At 72.6% G+C, this 14,680-nt stretch carries 12 protein-coding genes and 1 pseudogene; 6 read left to right on the forward strand and 7 right to left on the reverse strand.

Going from position 1 to position 14,680, the window contains the following annotated elements; genetic code table 11:
* Positions 1 to 209 precede the first annotated feature (209 nt).
* The 7 genes from ABTY61_RS17295 to ABTY61_RS17325 all read right to left on the reverse strand — a co-directional run bounded on the left by ABTY61_RS17295 (position 210) and on the right by ABTY61_RS17325 (position 6,313).
* Positions 210 to 1,595: an 8-oxoguanine deaminase gene (locus ABTY61_RS17295; RefSeq protein ID WP_350505837.1), complete on the reverse strand. Its 1,386-nt coding sequence runs from the start codon at positions 1,593 to 1,595 to the stop codon at positions 210 to 212.
* A 67-nt stretch (positions 1,596 to 1,662) separates the two neighbouring features.
* Positions 1,663 to 3,204, reverse strand: coding sequence for a nucleobase:cation symporter-2 family protein (locus ABTY61_RS17300; RefSeq protein WP_350505838.1), 1,542 nt, complete (start codon positions 3,202 to 3,204; stop codon positions 1,663 to 1,665).
* A gap of 316 nt (positions 3,205 to 3,520) precedes the next feature.
* Complete coding sequence (pucL, locus tag ABTY61_RS17305; protein ID WP_350505839.1) at positions 3,521 to 4,441, reverse strand: factor-independent urate hydroxylase; 921 nt, start codon at positions 4,439 to 4,441, stop codon at positions 3,521 to 3,523.
* 30 nt (positions 4,442 to 4,471) lie between these two features.
* The gene (gene uraH, locus ABTY61_RS17310) at positions 4,472 to 4,807 is read right to left on the reverse strand and encodes a hydroxyisourate hydrolase (RefSeq protein WP_350505840.1); all 336 of its coding nucleotides are present in this window, start codon (positions 4,805 to 4,807) and stop codon (positions 4,472 to 4,474) included.
* 121 nt (positions 4,808 to 4,928) lie between these two features.
* Positions 4,929 to 5,432, reverse strand: coding sequence for a 2-oxo-4-hydroxy-4-carboxy-5-ureidoimidazoline decarboxylase (uraD, locus tag ABTY61_RS17315; RefSeq protein WP_350505841.1), 504 nt, complete (start codon positions 5,430 to 5,432; stop codon positions 4,929 to 4,931).
* A 258-nt stretch (positions 5,433 to 5,690) separates the two neighbouring features.
* The gene (locus ABTY61_RS17320; protein ID WP_350505842.1) at positions 5,691 to 6,071 is read right to left on the reverse strand and encodes a helix-turn-helix domain-containing protein; all 381 of its coding nucleotides are present in this window, start codon (positions 6,069 to 6,071) and stop codon (positions 5,691 to 5,693) included.
* Positions 6,068 to 6,313: a thiamine-binding protein gene (locus ABTY61_RS17325; RefSeq protein WP_497973020.1), complete on the reverse strand. Its 246-nt coding sequence runs from the start codon at positions 6,311 to 6,313 to the stop codon at positions 6,068 to 6,070. Before ABTY61_RS17325 ends, ABTY61_RS17320 begins: the two co-directional genes overlap by 4 nt.
* A 240-nt stretch (positions 6,314 to 6,553) precedes the next feature.
* Here ABTY61_RS17325 and ABTY61_RS17330 point away from each other — a divergent pair, with 240 nt between their 5' ends.
* From ABTY61_RS17330 to ABTY61_RS17355, 6 genes and pseudogenes are all read left to right on the forward strand, one after another.
* Positions 6,554 to 7,396 carry a TIM barrel protein gene (locus ABTY61_RS17330; protein ID WP_350505844.1) on the forward strand — a complete coding sequence of 281 codons (843 nt, stop codon included), beginning with the start codon at positions 6,554 to 6,556 and terminating at the stop codon, positions 7,394 to 7,396.
* A gap of 81 nt (positions 7,397 to 7,477) precedes the next feature.
* A complete protein-coding gene (locus ABTY61_RS17335) occupies positions 7,478 to 8,371 on the forward strand; it encodes a 2-hydroxy-3-oxopropionate reductase (RefSeq protein WP_350505845.1) in 894 nt (297 codons plus the stop codon).
* A 486-nt stretch (positions 8,372 to 8,857) separates the two neighbouring features.
* On the forward strand, positions 8,858 to 10,000 hold the full coding sequence (locus ABTY61_RS17340; RefSeq protein ID WP_350505846.1) for a glycerate kinase: 1,143 nt from the start codon (positions 8,858 to 8,860) through the stop codon (positions 9,998 to 10,000).
* Between the two features lie 113 nt (positions 10,001 to 10,113).
* Positions 10,114 to 11,493 carry an allantoinase AllB gene (gene allB / locus ABTY61_RS17345; RefSeq protein WP_350505847.1) on the forward strand — a complete coding sequence of 460 codons (1,380 nt, stop codon included), beginning with the start codon at positions 10,114 to 10,116 and terminating at the stop codon, positions 11,491 to 11,493.
* A gap of 100 nt (positions 11,494 to 11,593) precedes the next feature.
* A pseudogene (gene alc / locus ABTY61_RS17350) lies at positions 11,594 to 12,640 on the forward strand (allantoicase); the annotation flags it as partial.
* A 281-nt stretch (positions 12,641 to 12,921) separates the two neighbouring features.
* On the forward strand, positions 12,922 to 14,382 hold the full coding sequence (locus ABTY61_RS17355; protein WP_350505849.1) for a catalase: 1,461 nt from the start codon (positions 12,922 to 12,924) through the stop codon (positions 14,380 to 14,382).
* The last annotated feature ends 298 nt before the right edge of the window (positions 14,383 to 14,680 follow it).

Raw genomic sequence — 14,680 nt, forward strand, 5'->3', positions numbered from 1 at the left:
TGGCCGCCGATCAGTCCGGATACTACGCCAGGTTGCAGCGGGCGCTGCTGCCCACCGCTGCCGCGCCCCGAACCCTCGCCGTGGGTTCGGGGCCGCGGTCCGTCCGCCCTGGCGGGCGTACGGAGTCCGGGTCACGCACCGTCCCTGGGCGCCCCGGAGTCGGTGGGCCGGGCGGGCCGGAGGGCAGCTCCGGCCCGCCCGGCGGACCGTCAGACCGGTCGGGAGGCGAGCTCCCTGGCCGCGCGGGCGCAGGCGCGCGCGATCCGGTCCTCGTTGACGGTGGTCAGCTCGCCCTTCTCGACCACGGCGTTGCCGTTGACGAACAGCGTCGCCAGCGGCGGCAGCGAGCCGAAGGTGAGGGCCGCGACCGGGTCGGCGATCGAGGAGTGCATGACCCCGTCGATCTTCCACAGCGCCAGGTCGGCCAGCTTGCCGGCCTCGATCGAGCCGATCTCGTTCTGCCGCCCGAGCACCCGGGCGCCGCCCATGGTGCCCAGTCGTAGCGCCTGGCGCCCGGTCAGCGCGGTCGGGTAGCCGTGCAGCCGGTTGATCAGCAGCGCGTTGCGCAGCTCGGTGCCCAGCTCGCCGGACTCGTTGGAGGCGGTGCCGTCGACGCCGAGTCCGACCGGTACGCCGGCCTTGAGCATGTCGGGCACCCGGGCGATCCCGGCGGCCAGGCGGGCGTTGGAGGAGGGGCAGTGCGCCACGCCGGTGCCGGTCTCGGCGAACTTGGCGATGTCGGAGTCGTTCATGTGGACGCAGTGCGCCATCCAGACGTCCTCGCCGAGCCAGCCGACGGACTCGAAGTAGTCGGTCGGCCCCATGCCGAACAGCTCCTTGCAGAACTGCTCCTCCTCGGCCGTCTCGGAGCCGTGGGTGTGCAGCCGGACACCCTTGCGGCGGGCGAGTTCGGCGGACTGGCGGAGCAGGTCGGTGGAGACCGAGAACGGGGAACAGGGCGCCAGCGCGACGTGCAGCATCGAGCCGAAGGAGGAGTCGTGGTAGCGGTCCACGGCGGCCTCGGAGGCGGCCAGGATGTCGTCCAGCTCCTCGACGGCGTGGTCCGGCGGCAGGCCGCCGTCCTTCTTGCTGCGGTCCATCGAGCCGCGCAGCGCGGTGAAGCGCAGCCCGAGTTCCTGGACGGCCTCGATCGAGGCGCCGAGGACGTCGCCGCCGTCCTTGGGGAAGACGTAGTGGTGGTCAGAGGCGGTGGTGCAGCCGGACTTGAGCAGGGCGGCGGCCGAGCCCTGGCTGGCGGCGTGCACGAGCTTCTCGTCGATCCGGGCCCAGGTCGGGTAGAGGGCGACCAGCCAGTCGAAGAGGATGTTGTCCTGGGCGAGGCCGCGGGTGATCCACTGGTAGAAGTGGTGGTGGGTGTTGACCAGGCCCGGGGTGAGCAGGTGGCCCTCGCCGTTGATCCGGCGCACCACGTTGTCCAGCCACGCCGGGGCGGGGCCGTTGCCGACGGATTCGATCCGGTTGCCGAGGATGACCACGTGGCCGCGGGAGTACTCGGTGTCGACGGCGTCGACGGTGGCGATCGCGACGTTCTCGATCACGATCCGCTGGTCGGCGGGCGGGGGCTGGACTGCCATGGTGTGACTCCTATGGGGGAGGGCCGGGAGAGGCGCGCACCGAGTGGTGCGCGCCCCGCCGGACCGGTCAGGACGGTGTCGCCGTCGGTACCGTCGGTACCGTCGCGCCGGAGGCCTGGCCGGATCCGGGGTGGGACCCGGACCCCGACCCCGACCCCGATTCCGATCCGGACCGGCGGGCGGTTCCGACGTGGTGGAACAGCAGGTTGAGCAGGACCGCCGTCACGCAGCCGGCCGAGATCCCCGAGTGCATCAGGGTCCGGACCGCCTCCGGGAAGGCGTCGTAGAAGGTCGGCACGGCGATCGGCACGATGCCGACACCGAGCGAGACCGACACCAGGATGGTGTTGGCGCCGGACTCCATGCCGGCCTCCGCGAGGGTGCGGATCCCGCTCGCCGCGACCGTGCCGAAGAGGACGATCCCGGCACCGCCGAGGACGGGCTGCGGCACCAGCGAGACGACCGAACCGAGTACGGGGAAGAGCCCCAACACGATCAGGATGCCTCCGCCGGCCGCGACCACGAAGCGGCTGCGGATCCTGGTCAGCGCCACCAGCCCGATGTTCTGGGCGAAGGCGCTGGCGGCGAAGCCGTTGAAGACGGGGCTGAGCGCGGTGGCCAGTCCGTCGGCCCGGAGGCCGGCGGCGAGCGTGGCTTCGTCGGCCTCGCGCTCGACGATCCTGCCGAGGGCGAGCATGTCGGCGGTGGACTCGGTCATCGAGACCACCATGACGATGCACATCGAGACGATCGCGGCCGCGTCGAACGCGGGCGCGCCGAAGTGGAACGGGGAGGGGAGCGCGAAGACCTTCGCGTCCTGGACCGCGCCGAAGTCGGCCAGCCCCAGCGGGAAGGCGATCAGGGTGCCGAACGCCAGGCCGACGAGCAGGGACAGCTGCTGCCAGAAACCGCGCAGCAGCCGGTTGCAGAGCACCACCGCGACGAGGGTGATCGCGGCGAGGCCGATGGCCCGTACGGACCCGTACCCGGGGGCGCCCGGCGAGCCGCCGCGCGCCCAGTTCACCGCCACCGGGAGCAGGGACACCCCGATGAGGGTGATCACGGTGCCCTGGACGACCGGGGGGAAGAACCGGATGAGCTTGCAGAAGTACGGCGCCGCGAGGAAGCACAGGAGCCCCGCGACGATCACCGCTCCGAAGATCACCGGGAGGGCGTCCTTCGGTCCCCCCGTCCTTTCGATGGAGCCCTTGGCTATGGCGATCATGGGCGCGACGCCCGCGAACGACACGCCGTTCACGAACGGCAGTCGCGCGCCGATCCTCCAGATGCCGAGGGTCTGGAGCAGGGTGGCCAGTCCGGCGGTGAACAGGCTGGCCGAGATGAGCAGGGCGAGGTCGGTGGCGGAGAGCCCGACGCCGGCGCCGACGATGAGCGGGGGTGCGACGACTCCCGCGTACATCGCGGCGACGTGCTGGAGCCCGGTGGAGATCAGCTTCACCGGGGGCAGCACCTCGTCCACGGGGTGGGTACCGGACCCGGACCCGGACCCGGACGGCCCGCCGGGGTGGCGGGTCGACGTGCCGTCCGGGTCTGGGGTTCTTGCAGGGGTGGAACCGCCGTCGTCACTGCTGGTGTTGCTGGGTGCCATGTCGAGCCCCTCTTGTGCCCGTGGCTCCCGGCGCGCCCGTGGCGCTGGAGATCCCCCGAGGGCGGGACGGCGGAGCAAGGATCCCTCGGGACGCTTCTCCAGTGCCCCGGGCCGGCCGCCGCGAGGCGAGCACGAACTCCGGTTGGTGGGGGTGGAGAAACAGGTGGAGCAAGTGGAACGTGTGCGGGTGCTGCGGGTGCTGCGGGTGCTGCGGGTGCTGCGGTCCGCCCGAACTCGACCGGCCCGTACGGGCCGGAGGGTGCGGCGATTCCGGGCGGAGGCCATGGGGTGCGTTGGATGGGCGTGGTGGGGGCGGTCAGACGACCGGGATGACCGGGACGACGCCCTCGCGGTGCACGGTGCCCTCGATCAGGCCGTACATGCGGTCCGCGGCGTAGTAGACCTCGTTCTCGTTCTTGAGGCCGAAGGGCTCCAGGTCGACGAGGAAGTGGTGCTTGTTGGGCAGTTCGAGGCGTACCTCGTCCACCTCGGCGCGGTTGTTGAGGACCCGGGTGCCCATCGAGTGCAGGGTCTGCTGCAGCGAGTAGGAGTAGGTCTCGGCGAACGCCTCCAGCAGGTGCCGCTTCACGTGGGTGTAGGAGCGGTTCCAGTTGGGCTGGGCCTCGCCGTCGCGACCGCTGTAGCCGTACTTCCAGCGGGCGGTGACCTGGGTGGCGAGGATGCGGTCGTACGCCTCCTGGAGGGTGGTGTACTTGTCCTTGATGTAGCCCCAGAACTCCGAGTTGGTGGAGTTCATGACGATGAGGTCCTTGAGGCCGGAGATGACCTGGACCTTCTCACCGTCGTAGACGATCTCGGTGGTGCGGGTCTCCTGGCCGTTGCGGACGAAGGAGTGGCCGACCTCCTCCGAGCCGATGAAGCGGGCCGAGCTGTCCGGCGTCCGGATCCGGTCCCAGGTGTACTCCTCGATCCGGATCCGGGCGCTGTGCACGACGCCGCGCTCGGTGTTGTCGACGAAGTGCCGGGCCAGCAGGATGCCGAAGGCCTCGGCCGAGTCGATGCCGTACTCCTTGGCGAAGGCGTAGACGGTGTTCTTGGTGGTGTCGGTGGGAAGGCAGTTGGCGTTCGACCCGGTGAGGTGGACGTCCTCGAACTCGCCCTGCAGGGAGACCGAGACGTTCAGGTCCTTGATCTCGTGCCGGGTGGAGTCGCGGTAGACCCGGACGATGCGGTTCTCCGCCTTGCCGTACTGGTTCTGACCGAGCACGTGGGCCATGACAGGCTCCTAAGCTTCCAGGCCGGTCTACTAGCTTCCGCGGTAGACCGAGTATCCGAACGGGTTCAGCAGCAGCGGCACGTGGTAGTGGTGCTGCTCGGGCGCGACCGTGAAGACGATCGAGACCTCGGGGAAGAACGGCGGCTCCGCCGACTTCGCCGCGTAGTACGCGCCGGTGTCGAAGAGCAGCCGGACGACCGAGCCCGCCTCCACGGCCGGGAGGTCCTTGACCCGGCCGTCGGAGTCCGTGGCGGAGGTGCCGAGCACCTTCCAGCCACCCTCGGTGTGCAGTGCGAGCTCGACCGGGACGCCCTCGGCCGGGCGGCCGAGGCTGGTGTCGAGCACGTGGGTGGAGATGCCAGTCATGGGTGAAGTGACCTTACTGATGGCAGAGGTGGTGGTGCGTCGGATCGTGCGTGGCGACCCGGCCCGGACGGCCCGCCCCGGCTCGGGGCCGGCCCGTCCACGAAGCATTCTTGACGATGTGTCAGGATGCGTCGAGGAGGCGGTTCAGCCGGATGTCGTTGATCTTGCACAGCTCGCCCCGGACGATCTCCGCCTCGGTGGCGGGGTCGTTGGGGTGGCGCTCGCGCAGGGCCGCGAGCATGGTGGCCGCGGTGCGGCCGGTCGCGCAGATCAGGAACACGTGGCCGAACTTGGCCTCGTAGGCGGTGTTGGCCTCGCGCAGTTCGTCGAGGACCGCTCGGTCCACGCCCTGGATGCCGGCCTGCTCGCGCTCGGAGGTGGCGTCGCCCGTCCTGGGCTGTCCGATCCGGGCGTGTCCGGCCATCGCGTCGCGCAGGTCCGCGGCGGTCAGCCCGGCCATCGCCGCCGCGTTGGCGGCGAGCAGGGCCTCACGGCTTGACCAGGGTCGGGCCTTCGCGACGGCGGCGGCCCAGCGGGGGCTGGAGCATACCTCCAGCAGGATCTCTTCCAGCTCCGCGGCATCGGCCGCGGCCAGGGCGTCAAGGGCGTGGGGGTGGTTGGTCACGGGTGGACCTCCTGAAGAGTGGTGCCACCCGGAAAAGCTAGATCGACCCCACCCTGCCGTCAACAGTTTGTTGAACGGTTGGTGGTTACGTTTTGAACCGACCCGCGCTGCGGGGCCCTTTCGTGTGCGATTCGCCAAGTGTGCCCCGCCGTGGGCCGATCAAGACTGTCCACAGCGGCGGGGTCACCCGGTCGGCGGCTCCTCGGAGCCGCTCCCGGGGCGGCCTCGAACCGCCCCCGGTACGGCTCCGAGTCGCACTCAGGACGGCTTGGAGCCGTCCTGGCGGTTCAGGTAGTTGTACACGGTGAAGCGGCTGACGCCCAGGGCCGAGGCCACCGTCTCGACCCCGTGGCGGACGGTGAAGGCGCCACGCTCCTCCAGGAGGGCGACGACCCGCTGCTTCTCCCAGCGGTCCAGCTCGGCCAGCGGGCGGCCGTCGAACTGTCGGGCCATCTCGGCCAGCAGCCGGTCCAGCGCACTGCTCAGGTGCGGCAGCCGGACGGCCAGGGCCGGGGTGCCCTCCCACTCCAGCACGATGTCCTCGGCCTTCGCCTCGTCCAGCGGGACGGGCGTCGCGCCGACCGCGTCCAGCAGCGGCTTGACCGCCGCGGCGAGCGGGTGCTCCACGTGTTCGGTCACGGCGTACCGCCCTCCTCGCCCAGCACGCTCACCTGGACGGAGATGCGGGTCGCCCCGGCGTCCAGGGTCTCCCTGAGCAGTCGGGTCACCGCGGCGAGGACCTGCTCGGCCTCGCCCTCGGCGCCGGTCCCGAACGGGCCGACCGACACGTCCAGGCCGGCCTCGTCGACGACCTTGCGGGCCGCCGAGGCGTGCTCGGGGAACGTGTCCAGTTCGAACGGTTCTGTCGTGAACTCCACCATCAATCGCACGCGCCCACTGTATCGAGCGGGGAGTCGGCGGGGGCAGGGGCCGGATCCGAGCCGGTCGGACCTGGGTGATCGAACAGTCGCGACTCCGGGCGACGGGCTCCCCGGGGTCGCTTCAACAAAATGTTGCGGCAGCCTTGACACCCGCTCGGCGAGCCGGAGATGCTTCCACCACACAGAATCCCTCTTCCGTATCGTGGAAGTTGTGGATGAAGGAAGAGAGAGTGAGAGGTGATGGACGTGACGGCGGCTGCCCAGCACGGCTTCACGGTCAACCTGTCGATCCTGTTCGGTGAGCTCCCGCTGCTGGAGCGCCCCGCGGCCGCGGCCGCGGCGGGCTTCACGGCCGCCGAGCTCTGGTGGCCCTTCGGCACCGAACACAGCCCGAGCCGGGCCGAACTCGACGCGCTGCGCAAGGCGTTCAGCGACGCGGGCGTCCGGCTCACCGGCCTCAACTTCCTGGACGACCTCAGCCAGGGCGCCCGGGGCACCGTCTCGCTCCCCTCCGAGCGGGACCGCTTCCGGGCCAACGTCCCGGTCGCGGCCGAACTCGCCGCCTCGCTCGGCGCCACCGCGCTCAACGCGCTGTACGGCAACCGGGTCGAGGGCGTGGAGCCGGCCGAGCAGGACGCGGTCGCGCTGGAGAACCTGGTGCTCGCGGCCGGGGCGGCGCACGAGATCGGTGCCGTCCTGCTGATCGAGGCCCTCAACGCGGCCGAGTCCCCGGACTACCCGCTGGTCTCCGCGGCCGCCGCGGTCGAGGTGGTCGACAAGGTCAACACCGCCACCGGCCTGGGGAACGCCAGGTTCCTCTGCGACCTGTACCACCTGGCCAGGAACGGCGAGGACCTGGCCGCGGTCATCGACACCTACGCCGACCGGATCGGCCACGTGCAGATCGCCGACAACCCGGGCCGCAACGAGCCCGGCACCGGCGAGCTGGACTTCGAGGACCTGTTCGCCCGGCTCGGCGCCGCCGGCTACACCGGCTCGATCGGCCTGGAGTACCGCCCCTCGACCGGCGTCAGCGCCGACAGCTTCGGCTGGCTGCCGCGCGAGCTGCGCGCTGACCGCTGACCGCTGACCGCTGCGCGCTGACCGCACCGCCCGTCCGGCCCGCCATCCCTCCCCACCCGCACACGTAAGGAACCCGACGCGATGAGCGCCTCCCGCAAGATTGCCTTCGTCGGCCTCGGCATCATGGGCAAGCCCATGGCCGTCAACCTGGTCAAGGCCGGCCACCACGTGACCGGCTTCGACCTCTCCCAGGCCTCGATCGACACCGTGGTCGAGGCCGGCGGCCACGGCGCCGCCAGCATCGCCGACGCGGTGAGGGACGCCGAGGTCGTCATCACCATGGTCCCGGCCGACCCGCACGTCGAGGCGGTCATCCTCGGCGAGGGCGGAGTCCTGGAGAACGTCCAGGCGGGCACCCTGGTGATCGACATGTCCTCGATCACCCCGCAGACCTCCATCAAGGTCGGCAAGGCCGCCCGGGAGAAGGGCGTGCGCACCCTGGACGCCCCGGTCTCCGGCGGCGAGGCCGGTGCGGTCGAGGCGGTGCTGTCGATCATGGTCGGCGGCGAGGCGGCGGACTTCGCCGAGGCCAAGCCGCTGTTCGACGCGCTGGGCACCACGGTCGTCCACGTCGGCCCCGACGGCGCCGGCCAGACCGTCAAGGCCGCCAACCAGCTGATCGTCGCGGTCAACATCCAGGTGCTCGCCGAGGCCGTGGTGTTCCTGGAGAACGCCGGCGTCGACCTCGCCGCCGCGCTGGACGTGCTCGGCGGCGGCCTGGCCGGCTCCACGGTGCTCAACCGCAAGAAGGGGAACATGCTCAACCGCGAGTTCGCCCCCGGCTTCCGGATCGACCTGCACCACAAGGACATGGGCATCGTCACCGACGCCGCCCGCGCCGTGGGCGCCGCGCTGCCGGTCGGCGCCGTGGTGGCGCAGCTGGTCGCCTCCGCCCGGGCCAACGGCGACGGCTCGCTCGACCACTCGGCGCTGCTGCGCGGCGTCGAGCGGCTCTCGGGCCGCGAGGTCGCCTGATCCCGCGGTCGGCTGATCCCGGGCTCGACCGGCCCGCGGTCGCCTGATCCCGCGGTCGGCTGACCGAAGGGGCCCCGGGCCCCGACAGACTCCTCCTGGTGGCGTGTACCTGATCCGGTCGTGCCCGCGCCACCAGGAGGCCAGACCCGACCGGCGTGCGGGCAGGGGCTCATCCGCCCGCCCGCCGGTCGATCCAAGCCGGTGACGCGCACTCCCTCCCACGGGGGCACTTCGGTCGTGCCCGCTGCGTGTCGCCTGGCCTCCTCCCCGCCGAGGGGAGCCCCTCGAACGTCGGAAGCGGGTCGGGGGGAACGGCGGGGAGGGGGCGCACCCCCCCCTCCGGGTACGGGGCTCCGCCGGGGCCCCGGCCCGGGCCGGGTCGCACCACCCGGCCGGGGGGTCGCATCCCCGGCGCCACCGGACCCATGCTGGTCCGGACACCTGTTCGTCGAACACTGCCCGACCGCACGGAAGCGAGGACCACCGATGCCCCCCACCCCCCTCCAGGGCCATGTGGTCGTAGCGCCGGACAAGTTCAAGGGCACCCTGGAGGGTGCCGAGGTCGCCGCCCGGATCGCCGCCGGCATCCGGCGCGCCGCGCCGGGCACGGAGGTGCGCGAACTGCCCGTCGCCGACGGCGGCGAGGGCACCCTGGCCGCGGCGCTCGCGGCCGGATTCAGCCGCGTCCCGGCGAAGGTGGCCGGCCCGACCGGTCTGCCGGTGGACGCCGCGATCGCCGTCCGCGGCGACACCGCCGTGGTCGAACTGGCCCAGGCCTCCGGCCTCGCCCGGCTGCCCGGCGGCCGGACCGCCCCGCTCGCGGCCGGCTCCTACGGCGTCGGCCAGCTGATCGGCCGCGCGGTGTCGATGGGCGCCAAGCGGATCGTGCTCGGCCTGGGAGGCAGCGCCGGCACGGACGGCGGGGCCGGCATGGTGCAGGCGCTCGGGGTCCGGCTGCTGGACGCCGGCGGCGTCGAACTCCCGCCCGGCGGCGCCGCGTTGCGCCGGCTGGAGCGGATCGAACTCGGCCCGCTGGCCGAGCTGCTGACCGGCGTGGACGTCGTGGTCGCCTGCGACGTGGACAACCCGTTGCTGGGCCCGCGCGGCGCCGCCGCCGTCTACGGCCCGCAGAAGGGCGCCGACGGGGACGACCTGGTGGTCCTGGAGCAGGGGCTGACCCGCTTCGCCGACCAGGTCGCCGCGGCGACCGGACGGGACGTGCGGGAGGCCCCCGGCGCCGGGGCCGCGGGCGGGGTGGGCTTCGGCGCCCTCGCCCTGCTCGGCGCCACCATGCGACCCGGTATCGAGCTGCTGCTCGAACTGCTGGGTTTCGACGAGGCCGTGCGTGGGGCACGCCTCGTCGTCACCGGTGAGGGCTGCCTGGACGCTCAGACGCTCCATGGCAAGGCCCCCGCCGGAGTCGCCGCGGCGGCTGCCCGGGCGGGGGTTCGGGTGGCCGCTGTGGCGGGTCGGTTGGAGCTGTCCGAGCCCGAGTGGCGGGCGGCCGGCTTCACCGCCGCGATCGCGCTCACCGACCTGGCCGAGCAGCCGGGGGACAGCATGGCCAGGGCCGGTGAGCTGGCCGAGGTGGCGGGGGAGCGGCTGGCCGAAGAGCTGCTGCCGGGCTGAGCCCTCGTACGTTCCTCCATTGACGTTTTGTTGAAGGCGGGCCTAGGCTCCCGGCAATCCTTCGCCCCCACCCGTGTTCCGCCACCCCCAACTCCCAGGCTTCGGAGGTCCCCATGCCGTTCGGCCAACCAGCGGTGATCCGCTCCCGCCGGGCGGTGCTGCCCGACGGGGAGCGCCCCGCGGACGTGCTGCTCCGGGGCGGCAGGATCGAGCAGGTCGCCGCGCACGGATCGCTGGCGGTCGGCGACAGCGAGCTCGTCGACCTCGGCGACACCGCCCTGCTGCCCGGCCTGGTCGACACCCACGTGCACGTCAACGAGCCCGGCCGGACCGAGTGGGAGGGCTTCGCCACCGCCACCCGGGCCGCCGCGGCCGGCGGCGTCACCACGATCATCGACATGCCGCTCAACTCCGTCCCGCCCACCACCACGGTGGCGGGGCTGGAGGTCAAACGGAAGACCGCCGAGGGCCAGGCCTGGGTCGACCTCGGCTTCTGGGGCGGGGCGATCCCCGGCAACGTCGCGGACCTCGAACCCCTGCACCGGGCAGGCGTGTTCGGCTTCAAGAGCTTCCTCGCCCCGTCCGGCGTCGACGAGTTCCCGCACGTCGAGGCCGCCGACCTGGAGGCCGCGCTGGCCGAGCAGGCCCGGATCGGGGCCCTGGCGATCATCCATGCCGAGGACCCGGCCGTCCTGGCCGCAGCGCCGCAGCAACCCGGCGTCCACTACCGGGACTTCCTCGCCTCCCGACCGGCCGGCGCGGAGACCGCGGCGGTCGCCCGGCTGCTCGACACCGCCCGGCGCACCGGCGCCCGGGTGCACATCCTGCACGTCTCCTCGGCGGCCGTACTGCCGCTGCTGCGCCAGGCCCGCGAGGACGGCGTGACGGTCACCGCCGAGACCTGCCCGCACTACCTGACCCTCGCGGCCGAGCAGGTGCCGGACGGCGACACCGCCTTCAAGTGCTGCCCGCCGATCCGCGACGAGGCCAACCGGGACGCGCTCTGGGAGGCCCTGGCGAACGGCGAGTTCACCGCCGTCGTCTCCGACCACTCGCCGTCCACCCCCGACCTCAAGCTGCTGCCCGAGTTCGGCGGCAGCGGCGACTTCGCGGCGGCCTGGGGCGGCATCGCCTCGCTGCAGCTGGGCCTGCCCGCGGTCTGGACCGAAGCCCGGCGCCGCGGTCACACCCTGGCCGACGTGGTGCGCTGGATGTCCGCCGGACCGGCCGGACTGGTCGGCCTCACCGGCACCAAGGGCGCCATCGCGGCGGGCTGCGACGCGGACCTGGTCGCCTTCGACCCGGACGGCGAATTCGCCGTCCACGCGGGCGAGTTGCACCACCGCAACCCGGTGACCCCGTACGCCGGGCGGACCTTGAGCGGCGCCGTCCGCACCACCTGGCTGCGCGGCCGGGCGGTGGACACCGGCGCCGAGCCCTTCGGCCGCCGGCTGGTGCGCCCCGCCGACTCCCGTTCCACCGGTGCTTCCTGAGCCGCCCCCGCCCCCGCCTCCGCATCACCGGGCCTCCCGGACCACCGGGCCTCCCGACCACCGGGCCTCCCGAACCGCTACCGTCTTCCGAGGAGAGTCAGTGACCACTGCCGACACCCCGAGCGCTCCCTTCACCGAGCTGGTCAACCTGGCTTCCCGGCTGCTCGGCGCGGGCGTCGTCGCCACCAATGAGGACACCTTCGCGGACGCCGAGAACCTGCTGGTGGCCAAGCCCGCCGAGTTCCGCCCGCACACCTTCGGCCACAAGGGCCAGATCATGGACGGCTGGGAGTCCAAGCGCCGCCGCGGCGTCTCCGCAGACCAGCCGCACCCCACCGACCAGGACCACGACTGGGCGATCGTCCGGCTCGGCGTCGGCGGCGCGATCCGCGGCGTGATCGTCGACACCGCCCACTTCACCGGCAACTACCCGGAGAGCGCCGTGGTCGAGGCCGCCTCCGTCCCCGGGCACCCCTCGCCCGAGGAGCTGCAGGCCGCCGACTGGACGGTCCTGGTACCGCGCACCCCGCTGCGGGGCGACACCGCCCACGAGTTCGCCGTCGAGGACGACACCCGCTACACCCATGTGCGGCTCTCCATCTTCCCGGACGGCGGCGTCGCCCGGCTCCGGGTGCACGGCGAGGTGCTGCCCGACCCGCGCGAACTGGACGGCCTCACCTTCGACCTGGCCGCCCAGGAGTACGGCGGCGTGGCCGAGGCGGCGTCCGACCGCTACTTCTCCTCCCCGCACAACCTGAACGCTCCCGGTCGCGCCTCCGTCATGGGCGAGGGCTGGGAGACCCGGCGTCGGCGCGACAAGGCCAACGACTGGGTTCAGATCGCCCTGGCCGGGGGCGGTGAGGTCCTGGCCGCCGAGGTGGACACCACCCACTTCGTCGCCAATGCCCCCGGCTGGGCCGACCTGATCGGCTTCGACGCCTCGACCGGGCAGGACCCCTCGGAGGGCGAGTGGTTCGAGATCCTGCCCCGAACCCGCCTGCAGCCCGACACCCGGCACCGCTTCCGGCTCGACGTCGGCCGCCCGGTGACCCACGTGCGGATCAACGTCTACCCGGACGGCGGCCTCGCCCGCCTCCGGCTCACCGGCCGCCTCACCGAGGCCGGCCGTGCGGCCCTCGCGCTGCGCTGGTTCAACGCCGTCCCGGCCGCCGAGGCCGCCGCCGCCCTCGTCGGCGCCGGCCTCAGCGCGGAGGAGTCCGCCGCCCTGGCCGCCGCCCGCCCGCTGGCGGACCCGGCCGCGGCCACCGCGGCGGTCGCCGCCCTCCAGCCGACCGACGGCCCGGACGGCGAGCACTCCGCCCGCCGCCGCTCGGCGCTGTGGCGCCTGCTGGGCGTCTGAGCGGGGCCCGCCCGCTCGCCCGCTCCACCTCTCCACGCACCGCCTTATCGACACCTGAAGGACCCTCCATGTCCAAGATCCTGACCACGGAGTCCGGCGCCCCGGTCGCCGACAACCAGAACTCGGCCTCGGCCGGCGAGTACGGCCCGCTGCTGATCCAGGACCAGCAGCTGCTGGAGAAGCTGGCCCGGTTCAACCGAGAGCGCATCCCGGAGCGCGTCGTGCACGCCCGCGGCTCCGGCGCGTACGGCTACTTCGAGGTGACCGACGAGGTCTCGAAGTACACCCGGGCGGCGTTCCTGTCCGGGGTCGGCAAGCGCACCGAGGTCTTCCTGCGCTTCTCCACGGTGGCCGGCAACCTCGGCGCCAGCGACGCGGTGCGCGACCCGCGCGGCTTCGCGCTGAAGTTCTACACCGAGGAGGGCAACTACGACCTCGTCGGCAACAACACCCCGGTGTTCTTCATCAAGGACCCGGTCAAGTTCCCCGACTTCATCCACTCGCAGAAGCGCGACCCGTACACCGGCGTGCAGGAGGCGGACAACGTCTGGGACTTCTGGGCCCACTCGCCGGCCTCGACCCACCAGATCACCTGGCTGTTCGGCGACCGCGGCATCCCCGCCTCGTACCGCCACATGAACGGCTACGGCTCGCACACCTACCAGTGGGTCAACGCCGAGGGCGAGGCCTACTGGGTGAAGTACCACTTCAAGACCAACCAGGGCATCCGCAGCCTGGACGGCGACCAGGCCGCCGAGGTGGTCGGCGCCGACGCCGACTCGCACCAGCGCGACCTCCACCAGGCCATCGAGCGCGGGGTGTTCCCGTCCTGGACCCTCTACGTCCAGCTGATGCCGGTCGCCGAGGCCGCGGACTACCGCTTCAACCCCTTCGACCTCACCAAGGTGTGGCCGCACGCCGACTACCCGCTGGTCAAGGTCGGCCGCCTGGTGCTCAACAAGAACCCGGAGAACGTCTTCGCCGAGGTCGAGCAGTCCGCGTTCTCGCCGAACAACTTCGTGCCCGGCATCGGCCCGTCCCCGGACAAGATGCTCCAGGGCCGGCTGTTCGCCTACGCCGACGCCCAGCGCTACCGCCTCGGCGTCAACCACACCCTGCTGCCGGTGAACGCCCCGCGCGCCACCGAGGCCGCCAACTACGGCCGGGACGGCTTCATGGCCGCCAACAGCGCCGGCCGCGGCAAGAACTACGAGCCCAACTCGTACGACGGCCCGACCCAGAGCGACGCCGCGCTCGCCGCACCGGTCAAGGTCGACGGCTACACCGGCACCTACACCACGCCGGCCCACAGCAAGGACGACGACTTCTTCCAGGCCGGCGAGCTGTACCGGCTGATGTCGGAGGGCGAGCGGACCCGGCTGATCGGCAACATCGCGGGCTTCCTGGCGCAGGTCACCCGGGACGACGTGGTCGAGAAGAACCTCGCCCACTTCCATGCCGCCGACGAGGAGTACGGGGCCCGTCTGGAGGCCGCCGTCACCAAGCTCCGCGCGGGCGACGAGGGCTGACCCGCCGCCCACCCGCCGTACCTGCCGTACCTTCCCCGTACCTGCCGTACCTTCCGCACCCTCAGGACCGCCGGGGCCCGCACCCCGGCGGCCCCACGACGGGCCTCTCCCCCTGGGCAGTGGGGGAGGGGCCCCGTCGGGCTTCGTGGGGGTGCTGCGGCGGACGGGGTGCCGGGTGCGGGTTCCGTTCGTGCGTGTGCGCGGGGCCCCTTGTACCAGCCGACCGGCCGTGCTCCACGGAATGTTCACGGATATTCACGGACGGCAGTCGCCCGAGCCCCGGGGTGGATAGGCTGGA

Origin of the sequence: Kitasatospora sp. NPDC096128, from assembly GCF_040303105.1 — a bacterium.
Classification (GTDB): Bacteria; Actinomycetota; Actinomycetes; order Streptomycetales; family Streptomycetaceae; genus Kitasatospora.

What these genes read in the sequence shown, in the direction of transcription:
- ABTY61_RS17295 (WP_350505837.1), bottom strand. Translation starts at nt 1,595, where the DNA reads ATGGCAGTCCAGCCCCCGCCCGCCGACCAGCGGATCGTGATCGAGAAC.
- ABTY61_RS17300 (WP_350505838.1), bottom strand. Translation starts at nt 3,204, where the DNA reads ATGGCACCCAGCAACACCAGCAGTGACGACGGCGGTTCCACCCCTGCA.
- pucL (WP_350505839.1), bottom strand. Translation starts at nt 4,441, where the DNA reads ATGGCCCACGTGCTCGGTCAGAACCAGTACGGCAAGGCGGAGAACCGC.
- uraH (WP_350505840.1), bottom strand. Translation starts at nt 4,807, where the DNA reads ATGACTGGCATCTCCACCCACGTGCTCGACACCAGCCTCGGCCGCCCG.
- ABTY61_RS17325 (WP_497973020.1), bottom strand. Translation starts at nt 6,313, where the DNA reads ATGGTGGAGTTCACGACAGAACCGTTCGAACTGGACACGTTCCCCGAG.
- ABTY61_RS17330 (WP_350505844.1), top strand. Translation starts at nt 6,554, where the DNA reads ATGGACGTGACGGCGGCTGCCCAGCACGGCTTCACGGTCAACCTGTCG.
- ABTY61_RS17335 (WP_350505845.1), top strand. Translation starts at nt 7,478, where the DNA reads ATGAGCGCCTCCCGCAAGATTGCCTTCGTCGGCCTCGGCATCATGGGC.
- ABTY61_RS17340 (WP_350505846.1), top strand. Translation starts at nt 8,858, where the DNA reads ATGCCCCCCACCCCCCTCCAGGGCCATGTGGTCGTAGCGCCGGACAAG.
- allB (WP_350505847.1), top strand. Translation starts at nt 10,114, where the DNA reads ATGCCGTTCGGCCAACCAGCGGTGATCCGCTCCCGCCGGGCGGTGCTG.
- ABTY61_RS17355 (WP_350505849.1), top strand. Translation starts at nt 12,922, where the DNA reads ATGTCCAAGATCCTGACCACGGAGTCCGGCGCCCCGGTCGCCGACAAC.